The 25,642-nt window shown below is 43.0% G+C and carries 26 protein-coding genes; 14 read left to right on the plus strand and 12 right to left on the minus strand.

Annotated features, from left to right (window positions below; genetic code table 11):
- Positions 1-164 precede the first annotated feature (164 nt).
- From OCU56_RS05210 to OCU56_RS05225, 4 genes are all read left to right on the plus strand, one after another.
- Positions 165-1,193, plus strand: a complete 1,029-nt coding sequence (locus OCU56_RS05210; RefSeq protein WP_261874472.1) for an efflux RND transporter periplasmic adaptor subunit — start codon at positions 165-167, stop codon at positions 1,191-1,193.
- Positions 1,190-2,284 carry an efflux RND transporter periplasmic adaptor subunit gene (locus OCU56_RS05215; protein WP_261874473.1) on the plus strand — a complete coding sequence of 365 codons (1,095 nt, stop codon included), beginning with the start codon at positions 1,190-1,192 and terminating at the stop codon, positions 2,282-2,284. The genes OCU56_RS05210 and OCU56_RS05215 overlap by 4 nt, the downstream gene beginning before the upstream one ends.
- Entirely contained in the window at positions 2,281-5,379 is a 3,099-nt protein-coding gene (locus tag OCU56_RS05220; protein ID WP_261874474.1) for an efflux RND transporter permease subunit, read from the plus strand. The genes OCU56_RS05215 and OCU56_RS05220 overlap by 4 nt, the downstream gene beginning before the upstream one ends.
- Positions 5,380-5,488: 109 nt before the next feature.
- Complete coding sequence (locus OCU56_RS05225; RefSeq protein ID WP_261874475.1) at positions 5,489-6,049, plus strand: DNA-3-methyladenine glycosylase I; 561 nt, start codon at positions 5,489-5,491, stop codon at positions 6,047-6,049.
- Between the two features lie 55 nt (positions 6,050-6,104).
- Here the strand turns inward: OCU56_RS05225 and norR are convergent, their stop codons facing one another.
- Positions 6,105-7,652, minus strand: coding sequence for a nitric oxide reductase transcriptional regulator NorR (gene norR, locus OCU56_RS05230; RefSeq protein WP_261874476.1), 1,548 nt, complete (start codon positions 7,650-7,652; stop codon positions 6,105-6,107).
- Between the two features lie 203 nt (positions 7,653-7,855).
- Between norR and OCU56_RS05235 the strand changes: the two genes are divergently transcribed.
- The 4 genes from OCU56_RS05235 (at position 7,856) to OCU56_RS05250 (ending at position 12,572) form a co-directional block, all read left to right on the plus strand.
- The gene (locus tag OCU56_RS05235) at positions 7,856-8,641 is read left to right on the plus strand and encodes a ferredoxin--NADP reductase (protein WP_261874477.1); all 786 of its coding nucleotides are present in this window, start codon (positions 7,856-7,858) and stop codon (positions 8,639-8,641) included.
- A 315-nt stretch (positions 8,642-8,956) separates the two neighbouring features.
- Positions 8,957-10,486 carry an anaerobic nitric oxide reductase flavorubredoxin gene (norV, locus tag OCU56_RS05240; RefSeq protein WP_261874478.1) on the plus strand — a complete coding sequence of 510 codons (1,530 nt, stop codon included), beginning with the start codon at positions 8,957-8,959 and terminating at the stop codon, positions 10,484-10,486.
- The gene (gene norW / locus OCU56_RS05245; RefSeq protein WP_261874479.1) at positions 10,486-11,628 is read left to right on the plus strand and encodes an NADH:flavorubredoxin reductase NorW; all 1,143 of its coding nucleotides are present in this window, start codon (positions 10,486-10,488) and stop codon (positions 11,626-11,628) included. Before norV ends, norW begins: the two co-directional genes overlap by 1 nt.
- Positions 11,629-11,966: 338 nt before the next feature.
- Entirely contained in the window at positions 11,967-12,572 is a 606-nt protein-coding gene (locus tag OCU56_RS05250; RefSeq protein ID WP_261874480.1) for a hypothetical protein, read from the plus strand.
- Positions 12,573-12,638: 66 nt separating this feature from the next.
- Here OCU56_RS05250 and OCU56_RS05255 read toward each other — a convergent pair whose 3' ends face one another.
- Positions 12,639-12,878 carry an RNA recognition motif domain-containing protein gene (locus tag OCU56_RS05255; RefSeq protein WP_261874481.1) on the minus strand — a complete coding sequence of 80 codons (240 nt, stop codon included), beginning with the start codon at positions 12,876-12,878 and terminating at the stop codon, positions 12,639-12,641.
- 271 nt (positions 12,879-13,149) lie between these two features.
- On the opposite strand from OCU56_RS05255, the gene OCU56_RS05260 reads away from it, so the two are divergent.
- Positions 13,150-13,365, plus strand: coding sequence for a VF530 family protein (locus tag OCU56_RS05260; RefSeq protein WP_261874482.1), 216 nt, complete (start codon positions 13,150-13,152; stop codon positions 13,363-13,365).
- A gap of 15 nt (positions 13,366-13,380) precedes the next feature.
- Positions 13,381-13,791 carry a ribosome recycling factor family protein gene (locus OCU56_RS05265; RefSeq protein WP_261874483.1) on the plus strand — a complete coding sequence of 137 codons (411 nt, stop codon included), beginning with the start codon at positions 13,381-13,383 and terminating at the stop codon, positions 13,789-13,791.
- Positions 13,792-13,907: 116 nt separating this feature from the next.
- Here the strand turns inward: OCU56_RS05265 and OCU56_RS05270 are convergent, their stop codons facing one another.
- From OCU56_RS05270 to cls, 5 genes are all read right to left on the minus strand, one after another.
- A complete protein-coding gene (locus OCU56_RS05270; protein ID WP_261874484.1) occupies positions 13,908-14,198 on the minus strand; it encodes a putative quinol monooxygenase in 291 nt (96 codons plus the stop codon).
- A gap of 264 nt (positions 14,199-14,462) precedes the next feature.
- Entirely contained in the window at positions 14,463-15,605 is a 1,143-nt protein-coding gene (locus OCU56_RS05275) for a ribosomal protein uL16 3-hydroxylase (protein ID WP_261874485.1), read from the minus strand.
- An 81-nt stretch (positions 15,606-15,686) separates the two neighbouring features.
- Entirely contained in the window at positions 15,687-16,211 is a 525-nt protein-coding gene (locus OCU56_RS05280; protein WP_261874486.1) for an RNA methyltransferase, read from the minus strand.
- A gap of 156 nt (positions 16,212-16,367) precedes the next feature.
- Positions 16,368-17,576 carry a cystathionine beta-lyase gene (locus tag OCU56_RS05285; protein WP_261874487.1) on the minus strand — a complete coding sequence of 403 codons (1,209 nt, stop codon included), beginning with the start codon at positions 17,574-17,576 and terminating at the stop codon, positions 16,368-16,370.
- A gap of 82 nt (positions 17,577-17,658) precedes the next feature.
- The gene (cls, locus tag OCU56_RS05290; RefSeq protein WP_261874488.1) at positions 17,659-19,113 is read right to left on the minus strand and encodes a cardiolipin synthase; all 1,455 of its coding nucleotides are present in this window, start codon (positions 19,111-19,113) and stop codon (positions 17,659-17,661) included.
- Between the two features lie 245 nt (positions 19,114-19,358).
- On the opposite strand from cls, the gene OCU56_RS05295 reads away from it, so the two are divergent.
- Positions 19,359-20,048 carry a TIGR01621 family pseudouridine synthase gene (locus OCU56_RS05295; RefSeq protein ID WP_261874489.1) on the plus strand — a complete coding sequence of 230 codons (690 nt, stop codon included), beginning with the start codon at positions 19,359-19,361 and terminating at the stop codon, positions 20,046-20,048.
- A gap of 17 nt (positions 20,049-20,065) precedes the next feature.
- Positions 20,066-20,995 carry a class I SAM-dependent methyltransferase gene (locus tag OCU56_RS05300; protein ID WP_261874776.1) on the plus strand — a complete coding sequence of 310 codons (930 nt, stop codon included), beginning with the start codon at positions 20,066-20,068 and terminating at the stop codon, positions 20,993-20,995.
- A gap of 96 nt (positions 20,996-21,091) precedes the next feature.
- Here the strand turns inward: OCU56_RS05300 and OCU56_RS05305 are convergent, their stop codons facing one another.
- The 4 genes from OCU56_RS05305 to OCU56_RS05320 are packed head-to-tail and all read right to left on the minus strand — an operon-like array spanning position 21,092 to position 22,764.
- Positions 21,092-21,505, minus strand: coding sequence for a GspS/AspS pilotin family protein (locus tag OCU56_RS05305; RefSeq protein ID WP_261874490.1), 414 nt, complete (start codon positions 21,503-21,505; stop codon positions 21,092-21,094).
- Positions 21,506-21,507: 2 nt separating this feature from the next.
- Positions 21,508-21,804: a YciI family protein gene (locus OCU56_RS05310; protein WP_261874491.1), complete on the minus strand. Its 297-nt coding sequence runs from the start codon at positions 21,802-21,804 to the stop codon at positions 21,508-21,510.
- 10 nt (positions 21,805-21,814) lie between these two features.
- On the minus strand, positions 21,815-22,225 hold the full coding sequence (gene yciA, locus OCU56_RS05315; protein ID WP_390904856.1) for an acyl-CoA thioester hydrolase YciA: 411 nt from the start codon (positions 22,223-22,225) through the stop codon (positions 21,815-21,817).
- A complete protein-coding gene (locus OCU56_RS05320) occupies positions 22,222-22,764 on the minus strand; it encodes a septation protein A (protein ID WP_261874492.1) in 543 nt (180 codons plus the stop codon). Before OCU56_RS05320 ends, yciA begins: the two co-directional genes overlap by 4 nt.
- 286 nt (positions 22,765-23,050) lie before the next feature.
- On the opposite strand from OCU56_RS05320, the gene OCU56_RS05325 reads away from it, so the two are divergent.
- Complete coding sequence (locus tag OCU56_RS05325; RefSeq protein WP_261874493.1) at positions 23,051-23,677, plus strand: DsbA family protein; 627 nt, start codon at positions 23,051-23,053, stop codon at positions 23,675-23,677.
- A gap of 186 nt (positions 23,678-23,863) precedes the next feature.
- Positions 23,864-24,100 (plus strand): YdcH family protein, encoded by a 237-nt coding sequence (locus OCU56_RS05330; RefSeq protein WP_261874494.1) that lies wholly within the window; start codon positions 23,864-23,866, stop codon positions 24,098-24,100.
- A gap of 162 nt (positions 24,101-24,262) precedes the next feature.
- Here the strand turns inward: OCU56_RS05330 and OCU56_RS05335 are convergent, their stop codons facing one another.
- A complete protein-coding gene (locus tag OCU56_RS05335; protein WP_261874495.1) occupies positions 24,263-25,507 on the minus strand; it encodes a dicarboxylate/amino acid:cation symporter in 1,245 nt (414 codons plus the stop codon).
- Positions 25,508-25,642: the final 135 nt, after the last annotated feature.

A 25,642-nucleotide genomic window follows, 5' to 3' on the forward strand; every position in this document is an offset into this window, starting at 1 on the left:
CTTATTCCAAGATAAAACACCGCATTATCTCTGCAAAGGCCACCCTAAGGCATCCTTTAAATAATTCGCAACAAAATCAACACTTAAAAATACAGCCATTAACCTAGATATAACATCCTGAAACACTTATGATTAGTTTAAGTGCTGGGGAATAAGGATAGAGTATGCGTGCTAAAGGAGTTGTAGCGCTTTTTATGGTGTTGTGGTTAAGCGGATGTGATAACACGCCCGTTGCTGTGACCGAACCTGAATCGCGTCCCGCAAAACTCATGGTGGTCTCCGTTGGGGAAAAAAGCTATGAGCGAATATTTCCGGCAAGTTCACTGGCAGGGGATAGAGCGGTGTTAGCTTTTCGTGTGCCAGGTGAACTTATTGAGCTCTCTGTCACTGCCGGTAAGGTGGTGAAAAAAGGCGAAGTACTGGCCACGTTAGATGATCAAGAATATAAGTTGCTACGTTCTCAAGCGAAAGCCAACTATGATCTCGCAGCCGTGCAATACAATCGCAGCAAAAAGTTAATTGCAGATAAAGTGGTATCAGAACAGGACTTTGATCAAGCGAGAGCCAAGCTTAAGTCGGCGCGAGCAAATTACGACCAAGCCCTTGCTAACTATAGTTACACAAAGTTAGTGGCCCCCTTTGATGGCACTATCTCTCTTATTAATATAGATAACTTTGAATATGTCGCTGCCAAACAAGGGGTGATGAATATTCAATCAAATGAGCTACTCAAGATCATTTTCCCACTGCCTGACTCTATGCTTAATCGTTATCGTGACGGCATTGAATCCTACATGGTGTTTGATTCCTTCCCCGAACACAAATTCCCCCTGACTTTTCAAGAAATTGATACAGAATCCAATAGTTCCACCGGCAGCTATAAAGTGACCATGATAATGGAGCGCCCGGCAGATTTAGGGATACTTCCGGGCATGTCAGGCAACATTCACGCCACTATGCCTAAATCAAGTCCCACTCAATTGCCAAGTACCGCTCTGTTTACTTGTGGTACGCAAACGTGTGTCTGGCGAGTAACAAAGGACTCTACTGTAGAACAAGTGCCTGTCACCTTAAGTGAACAAGGCGAGGTGTTAACAGGGCTGAGTGATGGACAGAAAATTGTTGCCTCAGGAGTGACAGAACTGGCGCAAGGGATGCAAGTACGAGAGTGGATCAAGGAGAGAGGCTTATGATCTTTAATATCAGACGTCTAGGCCAAGTGTCGTTACTTTTTGCTTGTGGCGCTTTGCTTATCGGTTGTGACAAAGCCAAAGTGGAACCCATTGAGCATGTGGCGAAAGTGGCCGTTCTTCGGCTGGGCAAACCTGAGGCTATTGACCGTATTTATTTTCCTGCGGTTGCTCAAGCGGCACTGCGATCTCATTTAAGTTTTAGAGTCTCAGGGGAGATCACCCAATTGGTGGTAAAGGAAGGGGATCGGGTTAAAAAAGGTGATTTGATCGCTCAACTAGATACTCGCGACTTTCGCATTACGTTGGATAATAGACGAGCCAGTTATGCAGCCATTAATAGCCAATACAAGCGCTCACAACCGTTAGTGAAAAAGGGCTTACTGGCTCAATCGCAATTTGATGAGCTGGCGGCACAAAGAAATATCGCCTTGGTAGATTTGAGATTAGCGGAGCTGTATTTAAAGTTTACCACGCTCAGAGCGCCAACGGATGGCATCATCTCACGGGTTAATGTGGATCGTTTTGAAAATGTGCAAGTAGGGCAACAGGTGGTCAACATTCATAGCACCAATGAAGTGGAAGTGTTGATACAAGTGGCCGACCGTGTATTTGTACATCAGCCCACACAACGGGATCTGAGAAAGGTAACTGCAAAAGTGAAAGTGGCCAGTGGCAATGTCTATGACGCCAAAATTAAAGAGTTCACTACAGAGCCAGATCCTGCCACAGGAACCTATAACCTGACACTCATCATGCCTATGCCAGAAGACGACATTATTTTGGATGGAATGGCACTTGAGGTGACCGCAAAAAGTAGCGAGGCCGGTTTAAATGTCAGCTTTGGTTCGGATATCCCGTTAAATGCCGTTGTGAATATGGATGGCGATAAACTGGATCGTAGGCAGACCTTTGTCTGGGTGCTAGAAGGGGATACCGTTCGCAAACAAAAAGTGGAATTGGGCAAGATGAAAAATACCACAGTGCAAGTGGTATCGGGCCTTAAGGGAACGGAACAAATAGTGGTTAAAGGCATATCGCAACTGCGAGAGGGAGCTAAAGTGGCAGTGATTAAGCAGGAGATGGTGCTATGAGTCAAGATAATCTCCAACAAAAACCCGAGGCTGAACCAACAGGCATTGCGGCTTACTTTATAAAAAATAGAGTAATTAGCTGGATGATTTCGTTAATCTTTTTTATCGGTGGCACTTTTTCATTTTTCGAATTAGGGCGACTGGAAGATCCCGCCTTTACGATTAAAGATGCCATGGTGGTGACCAGTTATCCCGGTGCGACGCCGCAACAGGTGGAAGAAGAAGTGACCTATCCACTGGAAAAAGCCATTCAACAATTAACCTATGTGGATGAGGTCAACTCCATTTCCAGTCGTGGCTTATCGCAAATCACTGTGACCATGAAAAACAACTATGGTCCCGATGATCTGCCACAAATTTGGGATGAGTTACGTCGTAAAGTGACCGATTTAAATGGCTCTTTGCCGCCAGGGGTCAATACGCCCGCTGTGATTGATGATTTTGGCGATGTGTATGGCGTGTTATTGGCCATTACTGGAGAAGGGTACTCCTATAAAGAGTTATTGGATTATGTGGATTATTTGCGCCGGGAGTTAGAACTCATCGATGGCGTCAGTAAAGTGGCGGTGTCTGGTGAGCAGCAAGAGCAAGTATTTATCGAAATGTCCATGAAGCGTTTAAATACTTTAGGCATCGCCCCTTCTACCGTCGCCAACCTATTAAACACACAAAATACCATTTCTCCTGCAGGGGCGATTCGAATTGGTGATGAGTACATTCGCATTCATCCTACCGGTGAGTTTCAAGATGTGGAGCAACTCGGTGACTTAATCATTACCGACTCGAGTAAACAAAACTCAGGTTTGATTTATTTACGAGATGTGGCGCAAGTGAAGCGCGGTTATATTGATGTTCCCACTAACTTAATTAATTTCAATGGTAACTTTGCCCTAAATATGGGGATCTCGTTTAATGCGGGAGTGAATGTTGTTGATATTGGTCATAAATTGGATCAGCGCTTAGCGGAGCTTAAGTTTCAGCAACCTATCGGCATTGATATATCAGAAATTTATAGCCAGCCGAAGGAAGTAGATAAGTCCGTCAGCGGTTTTGTGGTCAGTTTAGGGCAGGCCGTGGCCATTGTTATCATCGTGCTGCTGTTTTTTATGGGGTTACGTTCAGGGTTACTGATTGGCTTGATTTTGTTGGTCACAGTGCTCGGTACCTTTGTCTTTATGAAGTATTTTGCCATTGATCTGCAGCGTATCTCATTAGGAGCCTTGGTCATCGCCTTAGGGATGCTGGTGGATAACGCCATTGTGGTGGTTGAAGGCATATTGGTTGGCACACAAAAAGGACGGACTAGGATTCAAGCCGCCACTGATATTGTCACGCAAACCAAATGGCCTTTATTGGGGGCGACGGTTATCGCTGTTACCGCCTTTGCACCAATAGGTTTGTCTGAAGACTCCACTGGGGAATATTGCCGCACGTTATTTAGTGTGTTGTTAATTTCGCTGATGTTGTCTTGGTTTACGGCTATTTCATTAACGCCTTTCTTTGCTGACTTATTTTTTAAAGGACAGAAGTTTAAAGGGGAAGCGGGGGATGATCCCTACAATGGCGTGTTATTTGTGGTGTATAAAAAATTCTTGCAGTTTTGTATGCGCAACTCATGGGTGACCGTCGGGACGCTAGTGCTGGCCCTTGGGGTGAGTATTTTTGGTTTTGGCTTTATTAAACAAGCCTTCTTTCCGTCCTCCACCACCCCCATGTTTCTATCGGATGTTTGGCTACCGGAAGGAAGCGATATTCGGGTGACCAATACCAAGCTTAAAGCCATTGAAACATGGCTGTTGCAACAAGAAGGGGTGGAAGCGGTGACGACCACAGCAGGCAAAGGCTTGTCCCGATTTATGTTGACCTATACCCCAGAAAAAAGTTATGCCGCATACGGTGAAGTGATCACTCGAGTGGAGAGCTATGAAGTGCTGCATGAGATCATGGGTAAATATAGAACCTATGTCACTGACCATTTCCCCGAAATAGACTATAAGCTCAAACAAATTGAATTAGGGCCCAGTGGCGGCGCGAAAATTGAGGCGAGGATTATCGGCTCCGATCCCACGGTATTACGTGGTATAGCCGCCCAAGTTGTCGATATTTTAAATGCCGATCCGGGGGCAACGGGAGTGCGACACGATTGGCGTGAGCGAAGCAAAATAATCGAGCCACAATTTAATGAAAGTCAGGCGCGACGTTATGGCATCAGTAAAAGTGATATGGATGATTTTTTACAGATGTCCTTCTCTGGTTTAAACGTTGGTGTCTATCGAGACGGCACCACGCTGATGCCTATTGTGACTCGATTAACGGAAAAAGAGCGCATCGACTTTAGAAATATTGAAGGGATGAATATTTGGAGTCCAGTCCTTGGTGACTACATTCCTTTACAACAAATTACCTTAGGCAATGAGATTCGTTGGGAAGATCCGCTGATTGTGCGTAAGAACCGAAAACGCATGTTAACTGTCTTTGCAGACCCTAATATTTTAGGGGACGAAACAGCCGCTACCTTGCAAGGACGGATTCAAAAACAGATTGAAGCGATAGAAATGCCCGCCGGATATAGCCTTGAGTGGGGAGGAGAATATGAATCCTCTAATGATGCGAAAGCGTCATTGTTCTCAAGCATGCCTATGGGGTATCTGTTTATGTTTTTGATTACGGTATTTTTGTTTAACTCGGTAAAAGAGTCTTTGATTGTTTGGCTGACGGTACCGCTGGCGTTAATTGGTGTGACCAGTGGTTTATTAATTCTTAACACCCCATTTGGCTTTATGGCCCTGCTAGGCTTTTTAAGTTTATCGGGCATGCTATTGAAAAATGGCATTGTATTGATAGACCAGATAGAGGTAGAAATGCAGTCAGGTAAAGAACCTTATCATGCGGTAGTGGAAGCGGCGTTGAGTCGTGTTAGACCGGTATGTATGGCCGCAATTACCACCATACTTGGCATGATCCCATTGTTACCGGATATCTTTTTTAAGCCGATGGCAGTAACCATTATGTTTGGTCTGGGCTTTGCAACGGTATTAACCTTAATTGTGGTTCCTGTGCTGTATCGTATGTTCCATAAAATCGAGGTCTGTTAGTGATTAACGGTTCGCGATGAGTGATGAGCAATAAGCCACAGGTCCATTGCGTGAAGTGGATGAGGCTTTTACACTAAAGGCTACGCATACATTTTTTAAGGACATAACAATGAGTCGTTGCCACTGGTTAGATACCACCAAAGCGGATTATGTTGAGTATCATGATAAAGAGTGGGGCGTTGCGGTTTTTGATGATCGGGTATTTTTTGAATTTCTGGTTTTGGAGTCAGCACAAGCGGGGTTAAGTTGGTACACCATCTTAAAAAGAAGAGCGGGGTATCGACAGGCCTTCGCGAAGTTTGATCCGGTGAAAGTGGCGCAATTTGATCAGCAGAAAGTGGAAGAGTTAGTACAAAATAGCGCCATTATTCGCAATCGTGCCAAAATTGAAGCTGCGATTAACAATGCCCAGAAGTTTTTACAGATACAGTCTGAGTATGGCAGTTTTAGCAATTTTATTTGGGCTTATGTTGATAACCAACCGCTAGATAATAGGCAGCAGCAGAGCTCTCCGGTTGCCACGACGCCGTTATCTGATCAAGTGGCAAAAGATCTTAAAAAAAGAGGCTTTAAGTTTCTTGGTAGCACCACATTATATGCATTTTTGCAGGCGACAGGCGTGGTGAACGACCATGATCTGGACTGCATCTGTCGTAGCAAGATGTCTTAGTTGTCTTTTTACGCGACTAGTGCCGAACTCAGCTTGCCATTAATGCGCAAGTTGCTCACTTCAACCCCAAACGCTTCATTAAACGATGTAAGTTACCGGGGTTGAGCCCCAATTGCTTGGCGGTAGCACTGAGTTTTTTATTATTTTTGATAAAAGTAGTTTGGATGAGTTGTGTTTGAAACTGCTCTGTTGCCTCTTTAAGTGGCAGGTGTTGCCATTGCTCATTCGTCGCCAGTGTATTTTCTATTGCGGTGGGGGCGGGAGCCTCAGCATTGTCCGGGTTATGGGTAAATTGAAAATGGTGCGGTGTTAAGATTAAATGCGCTGCATTACTTTCCGCTTTGGCAATCACACTGGCTCGATTAATCGCATGTTCTAACTCCCTCACATTTCCTTGCCATGGGTTGTTTTGCAGTAAGTTCAGTACATTGGCATCTAAGGTAATGCTGGCAAGATTCAATTTATGCTGGCATTGCTCTGCAAAAAAGCCAGCCAATAAGATGACATCTTTATCTCGCTGTCGCAATGGCGGAACAAACAGAGGAAAAACACTTAAGCGGTGATAGAGATCAGAGCGAAAGTTGCCGTTTTTCACCTCTTCATGCATGGTGCGATTGGTGGCGGCGATGATGCGTACATCCACTTTAATATTACGGTCCTCACCGACTCTTTGAATATCTCCGTATTGCAATGCTCTTAATAATTTTGCTTGTAGAGCAAGAGACAATTCACCGATTTCATCTAAAAAAAGCGTGCCTTTATTAGCTAACTCAAATTTCCCTTTGCGATCGCTAATTGCGCCAGTGAACGCCCCTTTAATATGGCCAAACAGTTCACTTTCCGCTACAGATTCAGGCAGTGCAGCGCAGTTAAGATAGACGAAAGCGGCATCTTTCCGTTGGGATTGCGCGTAAATAGCATGGGCAACCAGTTCTTTACCCACCCCCGTTTCTCCCATAATGAGTACCGAAAGATCGGTATTGGCGACCGCATTGATATGAGATTTTAGTTCAATAATGCTTTTTGATTGGCCAATAAAATCAACTTGGTCGTACTTAGCCCGTTGTCGGTTGCTGACATTGGTGACTGCCATGCTTTCTTCAAGCTTAGCCACCAACAAGGCGCTATGTAGGCTATTGGCCGCTAAGGCGCTAATTAGGCGGAAATGGTCATCGGGAAAATCATCAAATTGAGTAGGGTCAAAGGCATCTATGGTCACCGCGCCAATCAAACGGTCTTCTTGGAAAAGAGGCAAGCCAATGCAAGAGTGAACTTCTAGCTTTTGTGCATGGTTTGGGATCAGTGCATCATAAGGGTCCGCAAGATCACTGTCTGATGGAAAACGCACAATATCCCCAGCGCGAGCAATGGCCTCCATTCTCGGGTGCTGTTCAATATTAAAACGTCGCCCTAACACATCCTCACTAAGGCCATTGATAGCCAGAGGAATAAAGTGTTGCTGTTTAAAGAGCAATAATGCGGCGGCGTCGCACTGTAACATATTGCGGATGGTGGCAAGAAGGCGTTCAAAGCGCTCTTGTTCAGAGATCCCCGATGTAATGTCTCTAGCGACTTGTATCCATTGGCTTTGGTATGTGGTCATTGCATTGATTACCTTATTGGCTCTTTTGTCAGTATAACAAGGCATTGTCATTTAGATAGGTAAACTAACTTTGTCATATTGACACAGTTTAAGTGCTGGGGAGATGTAATGAGTTGATTTATAATTAAAAACAATTATTGGCACATCCTTTGCCTATTATTGAACTAAATTAACAGTAGTCACAAAAGTAGAGGTGAAGTGCTATGACTCCACATGTTGGGTTTATTGAAGGCGAGGTCGTATCTCGAGTGGATTGGACTGAGCGATTGTTTTCACTACGAATACGAGTTGATGGTCTGTCATTTATTGCCGGTCAATTTACGAAACTTGGGTTATATTCGATCTCAGAAAATAGCGGTGATGAGGTCTTTTTGCGTAAAGCGTACTCTATCGTCAACGCGCCGCAAGATTATCAACAAACGGGAGAGTTAGAGTTTTTAATCATCGCTGATCCCGATGGAGCCCTGTCACCCAATTTACATACCCTCTATCCTGGTGATCAAGTGATGGTAGGGGATCAATGTGCCGGATTTATGACCCTTGATGAAGTGCCCGATACCGCCAGTCAGTTATGGTTGATTGGCACAGGCACAGGTATCGGCCCTTATTTATCTATGTTACAAACCGACACATTAAGCGAGCAGTACAGCGACATCGTTTTAGTGCATGCGGTACGTTATGAACAAGATCTTGTCTATTCGGCATTAATCGAGCAGTTGCAACAAAAATTTGCTGACCAATTTCATTATGTGCCGATTGTCTCAAGAGAAGAAAAACCAGGGCGCTTATCGGGACGAGTTCCCAGTTTTCTTGAGAAGCGCACCTTAGAATTGCATCTTGATATGAAATTGGACATGGAAAAATCGTTTGTATTTTTGTGTGGTAACCCTGCAATGGTTCGCGAGAGTGGCTTAGTACTGACTCAGCGCGGTTACCATAAACATTTAAGACGTCGACCCGGACATTATTGCTCTGAGAATTATTGGTAAGCTTTTTTGAGCAACACCCGCCACAAATACACGCAGTACCTTATTAAGGTGCTGCGTTTTTTTATGCGTCTAATATCAGTCGTAGTAATTAACTGATCATTCTAGCTTGTTAAAACACTTAATATCTGTGATTGAACAGTAGAGTGTCAAAAACACAATATTATCAAATAAACAATGAATTCTGCTTGTCTATTTAACAATATTAAAATTTTAAATAATTAAAGTCCTTTAAATTCAGGCAATTAAAAACTTGGCACACTTGATGCTATGTAAGGGGAACGAAACATAAATACCAAAACAGATTAAGGCGACAAAATGACTATTCATGTAAAAAATAACGTCCATTGGGTGGGTCAACGTGATTGGGAAGTACAAGACTTCCACGGTACAGAATTTAAAATGACGAAAGGTACCAGTTATAATAGTTACCTTATTCGAGAGGAAAAAACCGTTCTTATTGATACTGTTGACCATAGGTTCAGTCATCAGTTTTTACAAAACTTAGAGATGGAAATAGATCTTAACAGCATTGACTATATTGTTATTAACCATGCTGAAGAAGATCACTCAGGGGCATTATCGGCATTATTAGAGCGCATTCCCAATACACCAATTTATTGCACTGAAGCTGCCATTGATTCGATTGTGGGTCACCACCACCATCCGGAGTGGAATTTTAAAACAGTAAAAACAGGTGACAGTCTCGATATTGGTAATGGCAAGCAATTGGTGTTTGTAGAAGCGCCAATGTTGCACTGGCCAGATAGCATGATGACTTACCTTACTGGTGATGCCATATTATTTAGTAATGATGCTTTTGGGCAGCATTATTGTGACGAACACTTATTTAATGACGAAGTGGATCAAACGGAATTAATGGATCAGTGCCTGCGTTATTACTCGAATATACTGACACCGTTTAGCGCTTTAGTCACCGCTAAAATTAAAGAAGTATTGAGCTTTAATTTACCCGTAGACATGATTGCGACCTCTCACGGCATAGTTTGGCGTGATAACCCAGCGCAAATTATTGAGAAATACTTGCAATGGGCAGGAGACTATCAAGAAGACCGTATTACTATTTTCTACGACTCTATGTCGAATAATACTCGCATGATGGCTGACGCTATTGCACAGGGAATACATGATGTTGATCCTGCTGTGGCAGTCAAAGTGTTTAATGTGGCGCGACAAGATAAAAATGAAATATTAGCCAACGTCTTTCGTTCAAAAGGCATCTTAGTAGGTTCGTCCACGATGAATAATGTCATGATGCCGAAAGTGGCAGGCATGCTAGAAGAAATCACCGGCTTGCGCTTCAAACAGAAAAAAGCGGGTGCCTTTGGCAGTTATGGTTGGAATGGTGGCGCAGTGGATCGAATTCATTCTCGTCTCACCGATGCGGGATTTGAAACCGTAGCAGGGCTAAAAAGTAAGTGGCGTCCTGATGGCAAAGCGATGCGAGCATGCCGAGCCCATGGTCAACACATTGCCAAACAGTGGGCATTACATGACCTTAATATACAACCAATGCAATTGCCAAATGAACAGCCAGCCGTGCTGGAACAAGCTGTGCCGACACAACAGCCAAAAGCCGTGGCGCTGCAGGCTAAGTCTGTCAATGTAGAGCCTGTCAATGTAGGAGAAGAGCAACAACATGGCAGTGATTGTGACTGTATGATTTGTACCGTGTGTAATTGGGTTTATGATCCAAAACTTGGGGAGCCCAATCAAGGTGTTGAGCCGGGTACACTTTGGCCAGATGTGCCGGATTACTTTTTATGTCCGGAGTGTCATTTAGGTAAAGATGTGTTTGCCGTGCATGTGCGTAGTGAGGTGGCCTAATGAATCCAATTACCATTATCGGTAGTGGCTTTGCTGCCTATCAACTGGTGAAATCATTGCGTCGCAGTAATGCCGAAGTACCCATTCGAATTATTACTTCAGATAAAGGGCATGACTATAATAAACCAGATTTAAGTCATGTGATGTCAAAAAAACAGATAGCATCGGATCTGATTAGCATTGAGGCCAATGAATTTGCCACAACCTATAACGTTGAGTTGTGTTCCGGTATGACAGTGAGTGATATTCAGCCTCAGCAAAAACAGCTGTTGGCTAATGGTCAGTTATTTCAGTATTCGAGCTTAGTGATAGCCACGGGCGCTAACCCTTTTATTCCACCTATTACCGGTTTAAAAGAGATGAACCCTATAACGCTTAACAGTCTGCAAGAATTTGCAAACTATAAAAATCGATTAACGAATGCGCAATCTATCATGGTGATAGGTGGTGGGCTAATTGGTGTGGAACTGGGTATGGATCTAGCGCTTACCCATAAAACGGTGACGTTAGTGGAAAGCGGATCGCGTCTAATGGGGCGTCAATTACCGGAACTGGTGAGTATAAAACTGTCTCAATCTTTGATGGAATTAGGGGTAGATGTAAGATCTGGGCAAACCGTTGCACAGATCTTAAAAACAGACTCTGGTTATCAAGTATTGATGGAAAATGGCGATAGCTTAGAAGTGGATGACGTACTAGTGTGCAGCGGACTCGCCCCTAATGTGGCATTAGCCAGCAGTGCGGGCATCACTACACAAGCGGGTATCTGTGTGGATGAGGCCATGCAAAGTTCAGTGGCAGGTGTTTATGCGTTAGGGGATTGTGCAGAGCACAGTGGCCAAGTAAGAGCGTTTTTACAACCCACAGTGATAAGTGCTGCCGCCCTTTCGAAAACATTGCTCGGTGAGCGCACCCCTGTGATCTTCCCAAGCATGATGGTCAAAGTGAAAACCCCTTGTTTTCCGATTCAAATGGGAGGCGTTACTCATCAAACTGACGTGTCTCGTTGGAACTTGGATGTACAAGATGATGGGATTGTAGCGAAAGCCTTTGATAGCGATAACGTTATGATAGGCTTTGTTACAACGCAAAGTGGAACAGCACAAAGCTTCCCTCTATTTAGAATGATCGGCAGCCAATAAGCGGAATTTTTACTCTATTCAGGCAGTTATTGACTAATAATACTGCCTGATTAATGGGTAGTAATAGCGTATTAGGCCGATATTGCCTTTCCGAACTGCAATATATAAGTCGCTGTTATTAATAGTGTAAATAGATAAGATTGCGTTTATTTGTGTGTGTGATTGCTTATAGAGAGAGCAATGTGACCCCACTCTAAAGTTAATAAAAAGTTACCATTAACATGATGGTAACTATTGCATTTGAAACTAATAAGTGGTTATTAAAATACAGATATAGATCACGTATATTTTTATTGTCTAACAGTACAATGTCCTCGCCGTAAAAAAAGGACTTTCTCATGACTAATTCTACTTTACATCATCAGTATTCTGAGACTAAAAATCCCCAAGAGCTCGATTTGACTTCAGATGCTCCTGTGCAAATTACAATAGGTTTAGCCGCATCTGTTTTAGGCTTTTTTGCCATGGCATACCCATTAATGCCTCATGAATATTTTGCCCAGTTGCTCTCTATTGGTGTGGCGAGTTTTACAGTGATATTAATTGCGGTCTGTTTTATCAATGGCGGTTCAATACAGAATGTGATTAATGCGCATGGATTTAAGCGCTATTTCTCATTGAGTGTATTTTCATTATTGGCTTCATACCTAATTACGCCTTATTCAGAACAGGTATTATATATTGCTGCCGCAGTGATTATTCTGGCGTTTCTTGTGAGTGAATCCCTCACCGTAATCTCATTGTTACGTGAAGGAAATATGCAAGATTGGTTATTGCCAGTGATTGATATTATGGTGACTTTAGTATGCATGGGAATGTTATTTACGGGGTTATCTATTGACGGTGCATTTGTAGTGAGTGCGGTATTAGGTTTAAAAGTAGTGCTGTTTGGTAGCACGGTATTATTGTCACGTTTTGAACCTGGATTGAATGCCTTTTATTAAGGCTATTTCGTAAATAAATCAATTAATTAAAAAAGCCAGCGATATAACGCTGGCTTTTTTACAGGTCTAATTTTTAGCGAGCTTAACGCGGATTTTACTTTTTTGAATGCTCGAATGATCCAGTGCAGTCATGGCCGCTTTTGCTTCTTCGCTATTAGGCATTTCAACGAAAGCAAACCCTTTAGACAATCCTGTTTCTTGATCTAAAACTAGATTGCATACAGTCACATCACCGTGCTCAGTAAATAGGACACGAATTTCGTGTTCAGTCATTTGACGTGACAGGTTACGAACTAAAAGTTTCATTTTTGACCTTAATAAATAGATTTGATGGGGATTGTCTCAGGTTACTCAATGAATACCAAGGGAAATCCTTCGCCACAAGCCTTGCGCAGTTCTAAGTTAACGGTTTTTTTGTAGTAGACAGGAGATAAGGTGACCGTTCTCGTTCTTTGTTACGAGTAAATGCGGGTGACCTTTAACAAAACACAAAATAATCAGCAAATGTGATTGCATCATGGCGAGTTTGCCGTCACATTTAGCATCCTTTACTCAATTCATCAGTAGGTAGACTTTTATGCAGCAACAACCTAATAACCCTTTGCACGGACTCTCGTTAGAAAAAATATTAACTCGTCTTGTAGAGCATTATGGATGGAGTGGTTTGTATGCAGAGATACGAGTGAATTGCTTTAACAATGATCCTTCTATTAAATCGTCTTTAAAATTTTTAAGGAAAACCCAGTGGGCAAGAGATAAAGTGGAAGCTTTATACATTAGTAGTTTCAGCTAATGGATAGTGCTGAACATGGCGTATTCTAAGGTTAGTGTGCTTGATGCCAATATAACCGTTGCTCTGCCTTCTCTGTTACATCGAATGCCAAAAACAAGGGTTGCTATCGCTAAGGAACTGGCTCAACAGCATACTTGTCAGTTAAAGCGTGTGCGTCGTAGTCGCCATTGGCAGTTGACGGGGCAAGCTTTAGATATTCAAAATGTGTACCATCAGCTTATTTTAGCTCCTGAGGGGCTGGAGTTTCTGATTAAAAAAATACAAGCTTGTTTACTGCTACATCAGGACAAGCTGCACACCCCGCAACAACGCCTGAAACAAATGTTACTGGCCGAGCCGAATATGACCTTGAGCCAGCTAATGGAAATGACGCAATGCTCATTAGTGGAAGCGAGAAGGGCACGCTTTGATGCAGATGAACTATAGCCGTTGGTTCTGCGAGGCTCCCCTACATTTTCTGCGCATTTGATGATGGAATAATACATAAAAAAATCCCAGTGCCTGAATAGACACTGGGATTAGAATCATAACTTTATGGCGGATTACGCAATAATTGTCATTTCATTAAGAAGGAATTGATCCACTGCACCTTCAGTTGCTGCTACGTAGTCAGCAAGAGGTTTCGCTTGCATGTGGATTTGCCAAAGTTCGCGAGATGTCCAGTTTTCGTAAAACATAAAGTGAGCTGGATTTTCATTGTCTTGATGAAGGTCATAATTGATGCAACCTTCTTCTGCACGAGTAACGTCAATAAGCTTTAAAAGCTCAGCTTTTACCAATTCGATTTTATCTTCTTTAGCAATGATGTTTGCAACGATAGTTAGCTTTGTCATGAGGTTTACCTTACTGTTAGATTGCGTTGACAGGGAGAATATTAGTCTTAATTTTCTATATGATAAATAGGGTTATAATTGAATTATTCTCAATCTTAGTTTGAAAATAATATTGCTATGCAATAAGTAACGTCTCTTTAACAGTAGCTAGTATAGAGGGAAAATCAGCAACAATTGAAAGTGTGAGCACACTTTCTTTTGGGTTTGTTATCCCAAAGAGGCCATGTGCTACAGGTCTTATTGAAGGGGAAGATGGGCGGTGAGTTAGGCGTCGATAAACCAATACCCTTTATTCACTAGTTCACATAGGAGTGAAATGACTGCGATAGGAGTGTCATCTAAGAAGTCATCGCCACTGATATGCTCTTGACCACACAGGCGCTCAATAACAAAGGCGTGTTCGGCAGAAACTTTAATGACCTCACCATTAATGTAGGCCATAGTAGGGTCTTGCTGGTGATACAGCGCGCGTAATCCTGAAACTTTCTCTAATGTACCGCCTCCATTGAGGTGATGAGCCACCTCTTCATTGCTCCACAAGGGGTCAGGGGTGATGATATTGAGTTGATGGCGAGACTGGCTCAGCATACAACCCATAAAGTCATTTATGCGCTGCGGATCATTGAGTGAATTTTTCAGCATAGTTGTTAAAGAGTGCAAATCACTGCTACTGATTTGACCAAAGTTAGGCTGCGTGGTGAGCTCAGGCTTAAGCATATGAGTGTCACCAATATCATTGGCAAGAACATAATCGGCAAAATTACTGATTAACTCTTGTTCTTTAGGGGAACGAAAACCAATAGAGTAACTCATAGAAGGCTCAATAGCGTAGCCATCGTGTGGGAACCCTGCTGGAATGTAGAGTATGTCCCCAGCTTCCAGTACTTCATCTATGATGGCGTCAAAAGATTCAATTTGGCGCAGTGCACTGTGGCGGCAAGTTTCAACGTATTGGCCCTTATCCAGATCGCCTACTCGCCAATGACGCTGACCACTCCCTTGAATGATGAAAACATCATATTGGTCAATGTGTGGACCCACACCGCCATCTTTAACAGAATAGCTGATCATCAGATCATCAAATAGCCATTGCGGCATCTTCTTAAAAGGCTCGACTAACTGGGCCGCTTGTGGATGCCAGTGATTGGCCGCTTGCACAATAATAGACCAATTAGTCTGTGTGAGGCTGGCGTACTTTTGTTCATTAAAAGGGCCGTGCTCGGCAATCCACTGCCCATCTAGATTAGAGACATAACGAGAGTCGACTTCTTCTTCCATCGTTAATCCCGCGAGTTCCTCAGGGGAGATTGGATCTTGGAAGTGAGCAAACCCTCCTTTAATAACCGTGGGCTGTTTTTGCCAATATTGGCTAAGGAATTGCTCTAATGAAACGGAAAGTTGATACATTTGTCGCCTTATTGTATTTAATACCAATCACACTAAGTAAGTGATCAGCCTAACGGGCTTTAACACCTTGTGAACAGGTATTTATTGTGATTTATCACAGCTGACCTTGAGGCGATTGTTCACATCACGGCTTTGTACCACGCGCGTTGCATGGTCTATTTCTTGATTAGACTTGGCCAGTTTGTCATACAGCAACACATTGACGGTGGCCGCAAGGTTCATGCAACCAATGGTGGGTATATAAACTACTTCATCCGCTTGATCGACAATCGGTTGCGGGATGGAACTGTCTTCGGGACCAAAGATATAAATGGCTTTTTCTGGGTGCTGAAATTGTGGCAGTGGAGTGGCTCCTTCAGCCAGTTCCACACAGACAATTTTGACATCAGAATCGAGATTATCTGTAAGAGAGACCATTTGATTTAGGGCAATTTTACGGGTCATATCTTTAGTATCGGTATGATATTTGGCCGCTTTAGCAAAACGTTCACCGTTAAAGCGAACTTCATCAGCTTGATAACAACCTGCAGCGCGCATGACAGCGCCTACATTTGTTGGACTCTTAGGGTTGCATAAACCGATAATAGTGAGAGTATTTTTAGACATATTGATACCTGCATATTTTATGTTGGCAGTATATAGGTCTAGAGAAAAAAGAGAAGAGGGGGCGTTAATTTGAGGTTTTAAAAAGGCTGATTGAAGGTTCAAAAAGCCTTTATATACCGTTTATATACCGTGGTAGCGAAAGAGTCGCTCGCTTAATTACTGCCCATTAACGATGGCATTATAACGGGCAAAGCCCTGTTCGAGATCTTGAATCAGATCATCGACATTCTCAAGACCAATATGCACTCGGAACAAAGTACCAGTAAAGTTAGGGTTCGCTACGGTACGCAGGCTGTTAAAGCTGCGAGGCTCATTGGCGAGAATAAGACTTTCGTACCCGCCCCATGAATAGCCCATACCAAACAGTGTCATACCATCAAGGAAAGCGGTGGTTGCCTTACTGTCTTGGGATTTCATCACAAAAGAGAATAGGCCATTGCCACCGGTAAAGTCCCGTTTGAAGTATTCATGCCCAGGACACGTGTCCAACTCTGGATGACGAACGTGATCAACTTCAGGGCGATTAGCCAACCATTGAGCCACTTTCAGACTGCTTTGTTGATGCTGCTTAAGACGTAAATCCAAGGTGCGGATACCACGCAGGCCAAGATACGCATCATCCGGTGATACGCATTGTCCCATTAGATAACTGTTTTCACGCAGTTGATCCCAGTATTTTTCATTTGCAATGGCAGTGCCAAGCATCACATCAGAGTGACCCACAATGTATTTGGTTGCCGCTTGAATAGAGATATCTACGCCAAAGTCAAATGGAGAAAAATGCAAACCCGCAGACCAAGTATTATCTAACATCACAATCATGTCATTGCGGTGGGCAATTTCCGCTAATAAAGGCACGTTTTGTACCTCCATTGTGACTGAGCCTGGAGATTCTAAAAATAACAGTTTGGTATTTGGTTTGATAAGATCTTGCAGTTCGTCACCAATCGTTGGGGTGTAATAGGTGGTTTCTACCCCTAGACGTTTTAGCATGACGTTACAAAAATCACGAGTCGGCTCGTAACAAGTATCCACCATTAGAATATGGTCGCCCGCTTCCACAAACGATAAAATAGCGTTCGAAATTGCCGCCGTGCCACATGGGTAGAGTGCGCAACCCGCTCCCCCTTCAAGTTCCAGCATAGCATCTTGAAATGCAAAGTGGGTTTGAGTACCGCGACGTCCATAAAAGAGCGCTTTGTTAGCACGATTAATGGTGGCTTGGGTTTTCTCAGCTACTGTATCAAATAACACAGTAGAGGCGCGCTGAACTGGAGGATTGACTACGCCATGAGTGTATTTTTTATCTCTACCTGCACTAATAAGTTGTGTGGGTTTAGATACGGGTAATTTGCTTTTGGACATCTGCCTTCCCTGATGTGGTTTCTATATAGTATTTAAACCATGAGCAGGGCAGGCAGTGCAAGGAAAAAATCTGAAAGTTAGATTACAGAATAGGGCTAAACAGATAGAAGACGCGTTCTAAAAAACGATGTAACAAGCTACGTTGTTGCCATTGCTGTTCATTGACGGTTAAAGATTGCTCAATATAGGTGTTTTGCAGCCAATATAATTGTTGAGTAAATTCCGCGTCATCCACCACTAATGTCACTTCAAAATTAAGCCATAAGCTACGAACATCTAAGTTTACGGTACCGATTAAACAATACTTTTGGTCAATCACAACTGACTTGGTATGTAACAGACCACCGGCAAATTCATGAATAATGACCCCCGCTGAGAGCAGTTCCGCATAGAAGGCTTTTGAGGCCCATCCCACCATGATTGAATCATTGTTTTTAGGCAAAATTAACTCAACTTTTACGCCTCTTTGCGCAGTCGTGCGCAACGTTTGCAATAACTCCTCACTAGGCACGAAATAGGGGGTGGTGATAGTGACCGAGTGGGATGCACGGCTAATGGAAATATTGAGTACTTGTTGGATTAAATTTTCAGGCATGCCGGGGCCGGACGGCACCACCTGTATTGGGTGCAGTAGATTGTCTTGCTCAATGTGGCATTCTGGTGCTTGTGGGAAGGAACGCTCACCGGTTTCTACTTCCCAATCCCAGCAATGTATTGCCGACAGCACATTGACCGTAGGCCCTGTAATACGAACCATCACATCTATCCACATGCCCACCCCCGCATTTTGTTTGAAAAATTCGGGGTCAACTAAATTCATTGAGCCGGTATAGGCAATGGCATCATCAATCACAATGATTTTTCGGTGTTGCCTTAAATCGAGGCGACGCAGAAACATACGTGCAGGATTTACTTTTAACGCCTGTACTATTTTAATGCCCGCATCTTGCATCATTTTGCACCAAGACGAGGAGAAAAAGACGCGACTGCCTGCGGAGTCGAGTAATACTTGGCACCGTACTCCACGTTGTGAGGCGCGAATTAAGGCAGAAGCCACGCCATTGGCTTGTCCACCTTCATTCCAAATATAAAACTCCATACGAATAAAATCACGAGCCTGCTCAATATCTTGAATGATGGAACTGAGGATTTTTTGTGGTGTATCCTGTAAAGATAAAGTGTTACCACAAAGGGCCGGTATGCCCATGCGATTGGTACAGAGTTCATCAATATGGGTAATGTGAGTGGGTGTTTTTTCAGGTAAGTGAGCATTACAGTCGAGCAGTTTTAAAAACCAAGCTTCATAGGGGTCAAACATAGCTTTAGCGCGTTCGGCTCTCTTTTTACCAAGATTGAGTTCACCAAATAAGAAATAAAAGATGACCCCAAAAATCGGCAGAATATAGATGATCATGAGCCACGCTAAAGAGACGCTTACTGAGCGTCGCTTAATAACGACACGGATAGTGACACCCGCGACTAAAATCCAATAGAGCATGAACCCTATAAGAGTTAGGGCTTGATAAAATTCTTGCATGTGACTCAGTTAATAATCAATCATTTATTGTTGTAGTGTATACGGAAAGCAAGGGCTTGTGCGCTTTTTACTCATTACACTCTAAAAAACCATACATAATAAGGGGTGAATCGCCAATAAAGGTGAGGAAAAAGTAAAAATTATCTTTGTATAGAGTAAATTAATCGCAAAATCTGGGTTTCCGCTTCGGCTCATTATATACTGCTGACCTTTTTACTGTTACTCACATGCCTCAAAGGTGGCCTATGTTTGATATCGTCGATGATCAACCACAGTTTGTACTGATCAATAAACATCCCGGTGTGAGTGTGCACAGAGATGAGCAAGATACGGGACTGGTACAAGAGGTGCAGCAGGCTTTAGGTTGTGGAGCATTATATTTGATTCATCGATTGGATAAAATGACCTCAGGCTTACTGTTGTTGGCAAAGACTCAACAAGCCGCCAGTGAATTGTCACAACAGTTTGCACAAAGAAAGGTGCAAAAGTTTTATCTGGCTATCGCCGATAAAAAGCCGAAGAAAAAACAGGGATTGATAAAAGGGGATATGGCGAAAAGTCGTCGTTCTACCTGGAAGTTAATGCCCAGTAATAACAACCCAGCAATAACGCAGTTTTTTTCTGCCGCAGTCAGTGAGGGGCGACTATTTTTATGCAAGCCCCGTACTGGGAAAACCCATCAAATTCGTGTGGCGTTGAAGTCCATAGGCAGTCCTATAATTGGTGATCCGATTTACTCGCCGTCGAGTAAAAGTGACCGGGGTTATTTGCATGCCTTCTCTCTTAGTTTTGATTTTGATGGAAAGAGTTACCACTATCAACTAAACCCTAGTCATGATATTACTTTGGGTCAGTTATGGCAGAGTGAATCCATCCAACAACAAATTGTTGCTTGGCAACAACCACAATTATTAAATTGGCCAAAAATAAAATGAACGATATTCCCCAACCTATGAATGAAGGCGCTTTACCTCTATTTTTTTCAACCGTGCGCCAAGGTTTAGCGTTAGCGCCCACAGAGGTAAGACGGTTATTTCATGGTAGAGGTCGCACCTTTACAGGGCTTGAGCAAATCACTTGTGACTGGATTGGACAGCATTTAGTTGTGCAACTTTTCAGACCGGTTTCAGAGCCGTTTATGGCCGCGTTAAGCCAGGGGCTACAGCAAGTGGCTAACGAGCAGCAATACTCAATTCGTTCTATTTCTATTCAGCATCGCTATGAGATGGGGGCACCGACGCAATTTTTGTTAGGGGAGCAACCCGATAAAGTTGCAGTGGTAGAGGGAGGGTTAAAATATTGGATGAATATTACCTCTAATCAAAATTCAGGTCTGTTTTTGGATATGCGCTTGGGTCGCGAGTGGGTTCGAGCTAATGCCGAAGGGAAAAATGTCTTAAATTTATTTGCTTATACCTGCGGTTTTTCCGTAGCGGCTATAGATGGCGGGGCGAAGCAAGTGGTCAATATTGATATGGCCCGATCTTCTTTAAGTCGCGGACGAGACAATCATAACTTGAATCAACAGGATGTCAGTAAAGTGAAGTTCCTTGCCCATGATATTTTTAAATCTTGGGGCAAAATTAAACGTATGGGCCCTTATGATCTGATTATCTCCGATCCACCGTCATTTCAAAAAGGTAGCTTTGCCTTGACGAAAGATTATCAAAAAATATTGCGTCGTTTACCGGATTTGTTAGCTGAGGGAGGGCAGGTATTGGCTTGTGCCAATTCCCCTTCTGTTACATCAAGCTTTGTCATTGATGGCATGGCAGAGCATGCGCCGAATTTACACTATGTACAGCGATTAGATAATCCGCAAGAGTTTGCTGATGTGGATGCAGAAGCGAGTTTGAAAGTGCAATTGTTCGGTATGAAGTAAAAGGAGATACGCCCTGAGCTGGGCGTGTACCCCATAGACTTACGGCCTGCTTCACAGTGATTACATGTGAAGTAAGGCCATAATCAAACTTAAATGTTACTTAGTCGCCTTTTTCTCTCCAGCTGCACAAGATGCGGCGTTAATGCCTTGCTGAATGACCATTTGACCGCGGTTGTTGCGAACTTTAATAAAGTAATTGATCCCTTTATCCATCGACGCTCTTATTTCTTCAGAGCTACAGTAGTAATCGCTGGCACTTTGCACCAATTTGTCAGCCGGTTTACTGCCGGATTGGTTATACAGCATTTCAATGATAACCGTCGTGTCTTTAGCGGTGGCTCTAGTGATGGTGAGCGGTCCGTATTCAATAGGTAAGCTTGACGCTAAAATCCCTGCTCTGCGGTCGGCCATCAGTTTTAGTTCTCGTTGATCATCACTGCTAGATGCACAGCCTGCAAGAATGAGAGTTGCTAGTATTGCTACCAATAGGGTTTTATATTTTGAGTACATAATTAGAATACTTTTTTGTAAGGTTTAACAATAACGTCTTGGTAGACGCCAGCTTCGATGTATGGGTCAGCATCTGCCCATGCTTGAGCATCTTGTAGAGATTCAAATTGAGCGATAACTGTTGAACCTGTAAATCCAGCTTCAGCAGGGTTGTCACTGTCAATCGCGGGCATTGGTCCTGCGGTTAATAAGCGACCTTGATTTTGCAAGGCTTGCAGGCGTTCGAGGTGTTGCTCACGCACACTCATACGTTTTTGCAGAGAGTCTTGTACATCTTGAGAGTAGATAACATACCACATAATAGGTCCTTTATTTTTCTATTTTACGAGGTCGACCGTTACTATCAATAGCAACATAGTGAAAAGTTGCTTCACACACCAATTCACGTTCTCCAGCGCGCTCACCGAGCACTTTTTTGTTCCAAACTTCCAATTCAATAGACATTGAAGAGTTACCAATACGACTGCACTCGCCGTGACAGCACACAATATCGCCAACAGAAACAGGGCGTTTAAAGGTAATGCTGGAAACAGATACAGTGGCAATACGCCCTTTGGAGATTTCTTTAGCAAGAATACCGCCAGCAAGGTCGAGTTGAGACATAATCCAGCCACCAAATATATCACCGTTGGCATTTGTGTCAGCAGGCATAGCCAGTGTTCTAAGTAGCATTTCTCCGCGAGGGGGAGCATGCTGAGCTTGTGCTATTGGGCTCGTCATTCTATTTTTTTACTCTCTTTTTGTGTACATATGTAGATATAAAGACCGGTGAGTAGGGTGAACACTAAGGTGGCGGCTAATAAGCCGAACACTTTGAAGTCTACCCATACATCAAGAGGAAGGCGGAAAGCCACATAGATGTTAAGCAAAGCGCAGCATGTGAAAAAAAGAGTCCAGGCCCAGTTGATAATCTTCCACTGGGAGTCTGGTAGAGAAATTTCCTTATGCAACATTCCCTTGATAAATGGCTTACCGGTTAACTGTGTCATGGTTAAGCCTAACGCAAACAAACTGTAGATAATGGTTACTTTCCATTTGATGAAGTTTTCATCATGCAAAAGTAGTGTTAGTCCACCAAAAATCGTCACCACAATAAACGTGATGACTTGTACCTTTTCCACCTTCTTCAGTATTAAGAAAGTAAGAATAAGTTGAATCGACGTGGCCACGACCAGAGCCCCAGTCGCCATGTAAATATCATACATTTTGTACAATATAAAAAAGATGATAAGAGGGACAAAGTCAAATAATGGTTTCATGATTCATAGTGATGTTTGCGTTTACGCTAGTCTACCTAATTGACACCATGAAATATAGCGTTGGCACTAGAGATCCACTCATTGTTCATCACTAAATGGGCTTACGAATCTATGTTTCCGGATCTGGTGTGAAAATATGAAAAAATGAGAGCCCTGGAATGCTGGTTTTGGCAAAAAGGCTATGGCGCTTTATCTATGTGTTGTATCTTGGCAATAACATATTAAACAGATTGATATAAAATCTGTGGTAGCAACATAATGAAAAATAAAATGGAGATAACTAACAATGAGCAAGGTAAGTGCCCGCCTTTATTATGTGTATGACCCTATGTGTGCATGGTGCTGGGGTTATAAGCCTGCTTGGCAGACGATTGAGAGCAAATTGCAAGATACGCTGTCGGTGACTTATGTTGTTGGAGGCCTAGCACCCGATTCAGATGTACCTATGCCCATGGAAATGCGCCAACAAATTGCCTCTTATTGGCAGAAAATTGAGGCGTTGCTAGGGACGCAGTTTAACCATGAGTTTTGGCAAACCAATACTCCGAGACGTTCTACTTATCCATCGTGCCGTGCGATGTTGGCCGCCCGTCTACAAGGCAAAGAGAAATCGTTACTCACCGCAGTTCAACATGCCTATTACCTGCAAGCACGAAACCCAAGCAATGTAAGCACATTGGAGGCGTTAGCTGAAGAGACGGGGTTAGATGTGGCCGCGTTTCGACAAGCCATGTCCTCAGATGAAATAGAGCAACAACTGCAGTCTGAACTGGCTTTTGCTCGCTCTATTGGTGGCAATAGCTTCCCATCATTGTTTGTAGAAAAAGACAGTACAGTGATAGAAGTTCCCGTGGATTATAGAGATCCTATGCTCACCATAAAACAGATAGAAAAAGTGCTAGAGTCGCTGTAAAGCAAGGCTAAGTTTGTGCTCCTTGTGGGGGGACAGGTTTCAGCATACGTTATGGAATAATTTTTGCGATGCAATTTGCGTAACCGTTCATACTAGGCTCGATATAATCGAACTCAAAAGCTCAAAATACATGCTACCTTTAATAAGGGTTTCGTGTGATTGTACAATAGAATGAAAGGGATGATTATGTTAGGTGAAAAGCACTCTTTAAATAACGACTTTCCTGAGTTGGAACAAGAAATTAATCAAATGATGAGCAATGATTCAAATTTTGCTAGGGACAACAAGGCTTATATTGCCCTAGATAAAGAGATACGAGTGTTGGAGCTAAACGGTGATCCGATAACCGATAAAGAGATGAATCGGCTAAAGCACGATAGGGCAGTGTTAAAAGACTCCCTCTATCAACGTTTACTTAAGTAATGCCAAACGAACTCAATAACGGGTCATTCTAGCTTGTTAAAATACTCGCTATTTCTGAACATTTACTTAGTGTGATTGGTGTCATTAAGGTGAATCAAGTTGTAAAAAAGGCCTTATCGCTAAGCGATAAGGCCTTAATATTTTTATGTAACAGTAAAAGGATTAACCTTGTTGCTCGACGGCAGAAACGTCATCTTCTAGTAAAGAATCTACAATCACAGCACATGCGGCATCACCTGTGATGTTTAACGCAGTACGAATCATATCGAAGATACGGTCAAGGGCAAATAGCAATGGTAGACCTTCAATTGGGATACCCGCAGCAAGCAATACCGCTACGACTAAGAATGATGGTCCTGGAACGCCCGCTTGACCAACAGCACCTAGAGTAGAGGTGGCGATGATTGCAATATAAGCGCCTAAGCTTAGGTCAATGTGGAACATTTGAGCAAAGAAGATAGCCACTAAGCCGTAGTAAATAGCATTACCAGACATGTTGATTGTTGCACCTAAAGGTAAAACAAATGAAGCGGTTGATGTTCTTACACCGAGTTCATTTTCAACGGTATCCATGTTCACAGGCAGCGTTGCCATGGAAGAGGCCGTCGATAGAGCAACAGCTTGTGGCTTTTTCATAGCCACTAAGAACTTTTTAGCGGATGTTTTGGTTAAGACATGCACCATCGCAGGGTATACGATGAAGCCGAAAATCAAAATAGCCACCACATAAACAATAAAGAGCTTAATAACAACGGTGAGTGCACTAAAGCCAAATGAACCTACCGCATCAGCCATTAGACCGAATACACCTAGAGGTGCTAGTAGCATTACTTTATTGATCATCCAAACCATTGCATCAACGATAGCATTCACACCGTTGACCAGAGGATCACGACGTTGTTTTTCTAAACTTGAAACAGCGATACCGAAGAAAAGACAGAATACTAAGATTTGCAGTATGTTCGCATCATTCAAAGATTGGAAAACGTTCGTTGGGATCATGCCAGTGACGGTATCCCAAAAACCTGGGATAGTACCTTGAGAGGCGTATTCACTTGAGAACATGCTCTCAACAGATGCCATATCAATACCAGTGCCTGGTTCAAATATGTGGCCCATTACCAATGCTAGCGCTACAGCTAACGCTGAAGTAACAGCAAAAAAGGCAAGAGTAGTAATACCAACTTTACCTGCAGATGAGCTATCACCAAGACCAGCTGAACCAGAAATTAAGGCAACAGCAACCAGTGGCACAACAAGCATTTTAATCAAATTAATGAAGATAGTGCCAAGAGGTGCAAAAACGGTCGCGCCTTCGCCCATAACGGCACCAACAAGTGTCCCGAGGACCATAGCAATGACAACTTGCACGCCTATGTTGCCAAGTAATTTTTTATTTTTTAACACTTCCTTTACCTTTTGTGCTGAGAGTAAATAGTACTGCTTAAATAAGCATTGTGGTGGGGGAATTTCCCCCAAATTTGGGTATGCCTCTTTTTACTGCCATATCAGGGAATGTGTCAGAAGAGAAAAGCACGCATG

The sequence above is a fragment of the Vibrio rarus genome, assembly GCF_024347075.1.
Classification (GTDB): Bacteria; Pseudomonadota; Gammaproteobacteria; order Enterobacterales; family Vibrionaceae; genus Vibrio; species Vibrio rarus.

Bases quoted from the DNA above. Each gene is read 5' to 3' on its own strand.
- OCU56_RS05215 (WP_261874473.1), top strand. From the start codon at position 1,190: ATGATCTTTAATATCAGACGTCTAGGCCAAGTGTCGTTACTTTTTGCT.
- OCU56_RS05280 (WP_261874486.1), bottom strand. From the start codon at position 16,211: ATGTCTAAAAATACTCTCACTATTATCGGTTTATGCAACCCTAAGAGT.
- OCU56_RS05325 (WP_261874493.1), top strand. From the start codon at position 23,051: ATGAGCAAGGTAAGTGCCCGCCTTTATTATGTGTATGACCCTATGTGT.
- OCU56_RS05295 (WP_261874489.1), top strand. From the start codon at position 19,359: ATGTTTGATATCGTCGATGATCAACCACAGTTTGTACTGATCAATAAA.
- OCU56_RS05220 (WP_261874474.1), top strand. From the start codon at position 2,281: ATGAGTCAAGATAATCTCCAACAAAAACCCGAGGCTGAACCAACAGGC.
- OCU56_RS05225 (WP_261874475.1), top strand. From the start codon at position 5,489: ATGAGTCGTTGCCACTGGTTAGATACCACCAAAGCGGATTATGTTGAG.
- cls (WP_261874488.1), bottom strand. From the start codon at position 19,113: ATGCAAGAATTTTATCAAGCCCTAACTCTTATAGGGTTCATGCTCTAT.
- yciA (WP_390904856.1), bottom strand. From the start codon at position 22,225: ATGACGAGCCCAATAGCACAAGCTCAGCATGCTCCCCCTCGCGGAGAA.
- OCU56_RS05260 (WP_261874482.1), top strand. From the start codon at position 13,150: ATGCAGCAACAACCTAATAACCCTTTGCACGGACTCTCGTTAGAAAAA.
- norW (WP_261874479.1), top strand. From the start codon at position 10,486: ATGAATCCAATTACCATTATCGGTAGTGGCTTTGCTGCCTATCAACTG.
- OCU56_RS05265 (WP_261874483.1), top strand. From the start codon at position 13,381: ATGGCGTATTCTAAGGTTAGTGTGCTTGATGCCAATATAACCGTTGCT.
- OCU56_RS05210 (WP_261874472.1), top strand. From the start codon at position 165: ATGCGTGCTAAAGGAGTTGTAGCGCTTTTTATGGTGTTGTGGTTAAGC.
- OCU56_RS05235 (WP_261874477.1), top strand. From the start codon at position 7,856: ATGACTCCACATGTTGGGTTTATTGAAGGCGAGGTCGTATCTCGAGTG.
- OCU56_RS05255 (WP_261874481.1), bottom strand. From the start codon at position 12,878: ATGAAACTTTTAGTTCGTAACCTGTCACGTCAAATGACTGAACACGAA.
- OCU56_RS05320 (WP_261874492.1), bottom strand. From the start codon at position 22,764: ATGAAACCATTATTTGACTTTGTCCCTCTTATCATCTTTTTTATATTG.
- norV (WP_261874478.1), top strand. From the start codon at position 8,957: ATGACTATTCATGTAAAAAATAACGTCCATTGGGTGGGTCAACGTGAT.
- OCU56_RS05330 (WP_261874494.1), top strand. From the start codon at position 23,864: ATGTTAGGTGAAAAGCACTCTTTAAATAACGACTTTCCTGAGTTGGAA.
- OCU56_RS05285 (WP_261874487.1), bottom strand. From the start codon at position 17,576: ATGTCCAAAAGCAAATTACCCGTATCTAAACCCACACAACTTATTAGT.
- OCU56_RS05310 (WP_261874491.1), bottom strand. From the start codon at position 21,804: ATGTGGTATGTTATCTACTCTCAAGATGTACAAGACTCTCTGCAAAAA.
- OCU56_RS05300 (WP_261874776.1), top strand. From the start codon at position 20,066: ATGAATGAAGGCGCTTTACCTCTATTTTTTTCAACCGTGCGCCAAGGT.
- norR (WP_261874476.1), bottom strand. From the start codon at position 7,652: ATGACCACATACCAAAGCCAATGGATACAAGTCGCTAGAGACATTACA.
- OCU56_RS05250 (WP_261874480.1), top strand. From the start codon at position 11,967: ATGACTAATTCTACTTTACATCATCAGTATTCTGAGACTAAAAATCCC.
- OCU56_RS05305 (WP_261874490.1), bottom strand. From the start codon at position 21,505: ATGTACTCAAAATATAAAACCCTATTGGTAGCAATACTAGCAACTCTC.
- OCU56_RS05270 (WP_261874484.1), bottom strand. From the start codon at position 14,198: ATGACAAAGCTAACTATCGTTGCAAACATCATTGCTAAAGAAGATAAA.
- OCU56_RS05275 (WP_261874485.1), bottom strand. From the start codon at position 15,605: ATGTATCAACTTTCCGTTTCATTAGAGCAATTCCTTAGCCAATATTGG.